6 protein-coding genes are annotated in these 5,979 nt (G+C 61.6%); all 6 read right to left on the bottom strand.

Features of this window, described 5'->3' with window-relative positions; all coding sequences use genetic code 11:
• Nucleotides 1-134: 134 nt before the first annotated feature.
• On the bottom strand, nucleotides 135-665 hold the full coding sequence (locus AK81_RS27445) for a FixH family protein (RefSeq protein WP_043204365.1): 531 nt from the start codon (nucleotides 663-665) through the stop codon (nucleotides 135-137).
• Nucleotides 666-680: 15 nt separating this feature from the next.
• Nucleotides 681-2,096 carry a cytochrome c oxidase accessory protein CcoG gene (ccoG, locus tag AK81_RS27440; RefSeq protein ID WP_043204364.1) on the bottom strand — a complete coding sequence of 472 codons (1,416 nt, stop codon included), beginning with the start codon at nucleotides 2,094-2,096 and terminating at the stop codon, nucleotides 681-683.
• A 319-nt stretch (nucleotides 2,097-2,415) separates the two neighbouring features.
• Nucleotides 2,416-3,396: a cytochrome-c oxidase, cbb3-type subunit III gene (gene ccoP, locus AK81_RS27435; protein ID WP_043204363.1), complete on the bottom strand. Its 981-nt coding sequence runs from the start codon at nucleotides 3,394-3,396 to the stop codon at nucleotides 2,416-2,418.
• Nucleotides 3,393-3,584, bottom strand: coding sequence for a CcoQ/FixQ family Cbb3-type cytochrome c oxidase assembly chaperone (locus tag AK81_RS27430; protein ID WP_043204366.1), 192 nt, complete (start codon nucleotides 3,582-3,584; stop codon nucleotides 3,393-3,395). The genes ccoP and AK81_RS27430 overlap by 4 nt, the downstream gene beginning before the upstream one ends.
• Nucleotides 3,585-3,589: 5 nt before the next feature.
• Nucleotides 3,590-4,198, bottom strand: a complete 609-nt coding sequence (gene ccoO / locus AK81_RS27425; RefSeq protein WP_043204362.1) for a cytochrome-c oxidase, cbb3-type subunit II — start codon at nucleotides 4,196-4,198, stop codon at nucleotides 3,590-3,592.
• Nucleotides 4,198-5,640, bottom strand: a complete 1,443-nt coding sequence (gene ccoN / locus AK81_RS27420) for a cytochrome-c oxidase, cbb3-type subunit I (protein ID WP_043204361.1) — start codon at nucleotides 5,638-5,640, stop codon at nucleotides 4,198-4,200. The genes ccoO and ccoN overlap by 1 nt, the downstream gene beginning before the upstream one ends.
• Nucleotides 5,641-5,979 lie beyond the last annotated feature (339 nt).

Here is a 5,979-nt window from a genome sequence, read left to right as displayed (position 1 = left end):
GGCAAGCACTGCTCAGGCAGATAGGAAACCTTGTGGGAGCGGGCATGCCCGCGAATGCGTCAGGCCTGAAAACACCTTTGACTGAGCTATCGCATTCGCGGGCATGCCCGCTCCCACAGGGATATGCGGTGTTGCTACTGCTGGTGCTCGGCACCTTGCAGGGCTTCGTCACCCAGCTGCAAGGTCACACCATGCTCCACTTTTTCCTCTTCGAACAAGCGCCACACCCGGCCACCTTCACTGCCGAGCAGCTCGACAAAGCGGCGCCCGTCAACCTTGTCCTCCAACTGCCCCACATAACGCCCCGCGTCGACCCTGCTCAGCAGCACCTTGCGGTCCTTCTCTGGCTGGGTGGGCGAAATCAGGTTCAGCTCCAGGTTTTGCGGGCCACTGCTGCCGGTCAGGCGCAGGTCCACTTCGCCAGTCAGCTCGTCCAGGTGCACGGTGGCCTTCAGGCTCAGTTGCTGTGCCAGCAGTTCGCGGTCCAGCGAGCGGTTGATGCCTTTGCCGGCCTCGTAGTAGTTGTCGTTCACCAGGTTGTCCGGGTTGCGCACGGCAATGCTGACCATGGTCAGGCTCAGGCACACCGAGGTGGTAAGGATGCCGATGATGATCCAGGGCCAGAGGTGCTTGTACCAGGGGCTGGCGGCGGTGGCGGCAGGCATTGTGCGTTATCTCTCTTAGCGGATCTGTGGGCCGATGAAGCGGCTCTTGGCTTCAACCTGGGCGTCGCTGTCGTCGGCGCTCTTGAGGGTGAAGGTGATTTCGTTGGTGGTCGATGGCAGTTTCTCGGGGGCGACCGACAACTGCACGGGCAGGCTGACGATATCACCGGCAGCCACGCGGATCTCGCGCTGGCCTTCGAGCTTGAGGTCCGGCAGGCCGGCGGCATCCAGCACGTAGACGTGGTCGCGCTGGTCCTTGTTCATCACTTTCAGGCTGTACACGTTTTCGATCCGGCCCTGGGCGTTCTCGCGGTACAGCACGCGGTCTTTGCTGACGTCGAAACCGACCAGCGAACGGGTGGCGAAGGCAGTCGCCAGGCCGATCATCATCACCAGCAGCACTGCGGCATAGCCGATCAGGCGTGGGCGCAGCATGTGGGTTTTCTGCCCGGACAAGTTGTGCTCGGTGGTGTAGCTGATCAGCCCTCTGGGGTAGTTCATCTTGTCCATGATGCTGTCGCAGGCGTCGATGCAGGCGGCGCAACCGATGCACTCGATCTGCAGGCCGTCACGGATGTCGATGCCGGTGGGGCAGACTTGTACGCACATGGTGCAGTCGATGCAGTCACCCAGGCCTTGGGCCTTGTAGTCGGCATCTTTCTTACGTGGCCCGCGGGTTTCGCCACGGCGCGGGTCGTAGGAAACGATCAGTGTGTCCTTGTCGAACATCACGCTCTGGAAGCGTGCGTAGGGGCACATGTACACGCACACCTGCTCGCGCAACCAGCCGGCGTTGCCGTAGGTGGCGAGGGTGAAGAAACCGACCCAGAAGTAGGCCCAGCCATCTGCCTGGCCTGTAAAGAACTCGATGACCAGTTCGCGGATGGGCGAGAAATAGCCCACAAAGGTCATGCCGGTGACAAAACCGATCAGCAGCCACAGGCTGTGCTTGGCGAACTTGCGCAGGAACTTGTTGCCGCTCATGGGGGCTTTGTCGAGCTTCATGCGCTGGTTGCGGTCGCCTTCGGTGACCTTTTCGCACCACATGAAAATCCACGTCCACACGCTTTGTGGGCAGGTGTAGCCGCACCATACCCGGCCTGCGTACACGGTGACGAAAAACAGGCCGAAGGCGGCGACGATCAGGATGCCCGACAGCAGGATGAAGTCCTGCGGCCAGATGGTGGCGCCGAAGATGTAGAACTTGCGTTCGGGCAGGTTCCACCATACGGCCTGGTGGCCGCCCCAGTTCAGCCACACGGTGCCGAAGTACAGCAGAAACAGCACTGCACCACCGACGATGCGCAGGCGGCGGAACAGGCCAGTGAAGGCGCGGGTGTAGATTTTTTCCCGGGAGGCGTAGAGGTCGACGGAATCCTTCCCTTTGCTGGCAGGCGGGGTGACATCATGTACCGGAATTTGCTTGCTCATCATCAAGTCCCACGGCAGTGGAGAAACGCCGCGGCCAGTGCGTGCCGGCCGCAGTCTCGCGCAATCTGCTAGCGCTCTGCGACCCATGATACGCCGGTGATGGCAGTATGGGGCCGCACTGCGACCTTTTGTCGCGTTGGGTTCGTGATAGGAATCGTGTTATGGCGGGTGTCAATTGATCCAGGTCATCAGCCTGCCAGAAATGCTTGGCTGTACCGGCCCTTTCGCGGGCTTGCCCGCTCCCACAGGAGCTACACCGACCTCAAGACTGGTGAGGTACCTGTGGGAGCGGGCAAGCCCGCGAAGAGGCCAGACCTGCTTACTCAGCCTTGGCCTGCGTCTGGTCCTGATGCGACAGGCTGTAAACATAAGCCGCCAGCAGGTGCACCTTGTCATTACCCTGCAGCTGCTCCTGGGCGGGCATCTGACCTTGGCGACCATAACGAATGGTCTGCTGCAACTGGGCAAAGCTCGAACCGTAAATGAACGCCTGCGGGTGGGTCAGGTTCGGCGCGCCCATGGCTGGGGTACCTTTGCCTTCCGGCCCGTGGCAGGCCACGCAGTTGGCAGCGAAGATTTTCTGGCCATTCTCGGCATCGGCCTTCGCGCCCTCTGGCAGGGTACGGCCATCGAGCTTGCTGACTATGAATGCAGCCACGTCGGCCACGCCCTGATCACCGATCACTTCGGCCCAGGCCGGCATCACGCCGTGGCGGCCGCCCATGATGGTGGTCTTGATGGTGTCCGGCTCGCCGCCCCAACGCCAGTCGTTGTCGGTCAGGTTGGGGAAACCGAAGGCACCCTTGGCGTCGGAGCCATGGCACACCGAGCAGTTGGAGGCGAACAGCCGCGCGCCCATCTTCAGCGCCTGAGGGTCCTTGGCCACGTCCTCGATGGGCATGGCGGCGAACTTGGCGAAGATCGGCCCGAAGCGGGCATCGGCCTTGGCCATTTCCTTTTCCCACTCGTGCACGCCAGTCCAGCCCGGCTGGCCGTTGGAAAACTCGGTCTGCTTGTCGGTATCCAGGTACGAGTAGCCCGGCAGGATGCCTTTCCAGTTGCCCAGGCCCGGGTACAGCACCAGGTAGCCGAGGGCGAAGATGATGGTGCCGACGAACAGCCAGAACCACCATTTCGGCAGCGGGTTGTCGTATTCCTCGATGCCATCGAAGGCATGCCCGACGGTTTCGTCGGTGACCTCTTCGCGCTGGCCCTTGCGGGTCGACAGCAACAGCCAGGTCAACGAGAAGATGGTGCCCAGGGTCAGGACGGTAACGTACAGACTCCAGAAGGTTGTCATTGTTTTTTGCTCCCAGAAGCTTTTGCTTGCTCGACGTGCCGGGTTGCCTCGGGGTCATCCGCGAAGGGCAGTTGGGTCGCTTCGTCGAAGTCCTTTTTACGCCGTGGGTTGAACACCCACAGCGCCAGGCCCACGAAGGCCACCATCACCATGACGGTGCCCAGGCCGCGAATCATCCCGATATCCATCAGCGTCACCGTTTGCTCTTGATGATGGTGCCAAGACCCTGCAGGTACGCGACGATGGCGTCCATTTCGGTCTTGCCCTTGACCGCGTCACGCGCGCCGGCAATGTCGGCATCGGTGTACGGGGTACCGAGTGTGCGCAGCACCTCCAGCTTCTTCGCGGTGTCCTGGCCATCGAGCTTGTTCTCGACCAGCCACGGGTAGGACGGCATCTTCGATTCCGGTACCACGTTGCGCGGGTTGTACAGGTGTGCGCGGTGCCAGTCATCGGAGTAACGGCCGCCAACGCGGGCCAGGTCCGGCCCGGTACGCTTGGAGCCCCACAGGAACGGGTGGTCCCACACGCTCTCACCGGCCACCGAGTAGTGGCCGTAGCGCTCGGTTTCGGCGCGGAACGGGCGGATCATCTGCGAATGGCAGCCTACGCAGCCCTCGCGGATGTAGATATCACGGCCTTCCACCTCCAGCGCGGTGCGCGGCTTCATGCCTTCGACCGGCTTGTTGGTGACGTCCTGGAAAAACAGCGGGACGATCTGGGTCAGGCCACCGACGCTGACGGCGATGACCATGAAGAAGGCCAGCAGGCCTATGTTCTTCTCGACGGCTTCATGCTTCATCAGTGCGCTCCCACAACGACGATCTTGGCGGCTTCTTCAGCCTGTACCGGGTTGGCGGCACGTACGGTACGGAACACGTTGTAGGCCATCAGCAGCATGCCGCTGGCGAAGAACGCACCGCCCAGGGCGCGGACGATATAGCCAGGGTGGCTGGCCTGCAGGGCTTCGACGAAGGAGTAGGTGAGGGTGCCGTCATCGTTGATGGCGCGCCACATCAGGCCTTGGGTAATGCCGTTGACCCACATCGAGGCGATGTACAGCACGGTGCCGATGGTGGCCAGCCAGAAGTGCGCGTTGATCAGGCCGATGCTGTGCATCTGCTCGCGACCGTAGAGTTTCGGGATCATGTGGTACACGGCGCCGATCGAGATCATGGCCACCCAGCCGAGGGCGCCGGCGTGGACGTGGCCGATGGTCCAGTCGGTGTAGTGCGACAGGGAGTTCACGGTCTTGATGGCCATCATCGGGCCTTCGAAGGTGGACATGCCGTAGAACGCCAGCGAAACGACCAAAAAGCGCAGGATCGGGTCGGTGCGCAGTTTGTGCCAGGCACCGGACAGGGTCATCATGCCGTTGATCATGCCGCCCCAGCTTGGCGCCAGCAGGATGATCGACATCACCATGCCCAGCGACTGCGCCCAGTCGGGCAGGGCGGTGTAGTGCAGGTGGTGGGGACCTGCCCAGATGTACAGGGTGATCAGCGCCCAGAAGTGCACGATGGACAGGCGATACGAGTAGATCGGCCGTTCGGCCTGCTTGGGCACGAAGTAGTACATCATCCCCAGGAAGCCGGTGGTGAGGAAGAAGCCCACGGCGTTGTGGCCGTACCACCACTGGATCATCGCGTCGGTGGCACCGGCGTAGGCCGAGTACGACTTGAACAGGCTGACCGGCAGAGAGATGTGGTTGACGATGTGCAGCATCGCGGTGACCACGATGAAGGCGCCGTAGAACCAGTTGCCGACATAGATGTGCTTGGTCTTGCGCTTGACGATGGTGCCGAAGAACACCAGCCCGTAGGTGACCCAGACGATGGCCAGCAGGATCGCCAGCGGCCATTCGAGCTCGGCGTATTCCTTGGTGGTGGTGTAGCCCATCGGCAAGGTGATCAGCGCGCCGAGGATCACCGCCTGCCAACCCCAGAAGGTGAAGGCGGCCATGCTGTCGGAGATCAGCCGGGTCTGGCAGGTGCGCTGCACCACGTAGTAGCTGGTGCCGAACAGCGCACAGCCCCCGAAGGCGAAGATCACCAGGTTGGTGTGCAGCGGGCGCAGGCGGCCAAAGCTGGTCCAGGGCAGGTCCAGGTTCAGTTGCGGCCATACCAGCTGCGAGGCGATGAAGACGCCGAGGCCCATGCCAAGGATCCCCCAGACCACCGTCATGATGGCGAACTGGCGGACGACCTTATAGTTATAAGCAGTCGGACTGATTGCTGTGCTCATTCTAAGGTTCCACGGTTTTAATGTTCTTGTTGGTCGAAAAATCGGCGCCAGTATTGATAACCAGCAAGGCTACCGCAACGCAACTTTGGTACGCCGACCCGTGTCCGGGCCCGTTCACTGATGTCCCGCAGTGATCGGGTCTGGGCGATTGTACACAAATAAATATTTGTAATGTGTACCGTTTTTCACCTTTTTCTGATCGATCGGTCAAGCTTTTTTCGGGGGCGGCGACAGGCTATGCGCCGCGTCTGCTTCGGTCTTTTCGGAGCGAAGCCCACTGAGGCAACAAGCTTAGTTGTGTTCGGAGGGGGTGCAAGGAGGGGGTAGAGCGGGGAGAGG

Source organism: Pseudomonas putida W15Oct28, from assembly GCF_000708715.2.
Lineage (GTDB): Bacteria > Pseudomonadota > Gammaproteobacteria > Pseudomonadales > Pseudomonadaceae > Aquipseudomonas > Aquipseudomonas putida_R.
Note: the sequence above shows the minus strand (reverse complement) of the source record. Positions and strands in the feature narration are given on the sequence as shown.

What these genes read in the sequence shown, in the direction of transcription:
- AK81_RS27445 (WP_043204365.1), bottom strand. Translation starts at nt 665, where the DNA reads ATGCCTGCCGCCACCGCCGCCAGCCCCTGGTACAAGCACCTCTGGCCC.
- ccoP (WP_043204363.1), bottom strand. Translation starts at nt 3,396, where the DNA reads ATGACAACCTTCTGGAGTCTGTACGTTACCGTCCTGACCCTGGGCACC.
- ccoG (WP_043204364.1), bottom strand. Translation starts at nt 2,096, where the DNA reads ATGAGCAAGCAAATTCCGGTACATGATGTCACCCCGCCTGCCAGCAAA.
- ccoO (WP_043204362.1), bottom strand. Translation starts at nt 4,198, where the DNA reads ATGAAGCATGAAGCCGTCGAGAAGAACATAGGCCTGCTGGCCTTCTTC.
- AK81_RS27430 (WP_043204366.1), bottom strand. Translation starts at nt 3,584, where the DNA reads ATGGATATCGGGATGATTCGCGGCCTGGGCACCGTCATGGTGATGGTG.
- ccoN (WP_043204361.1), bottom strand. Translation starts at nt 5,640, where the DNA reads ATGAGCACAGCAATCAGTCCGACTGCTTATAACTATAAGGTCGTCCGC.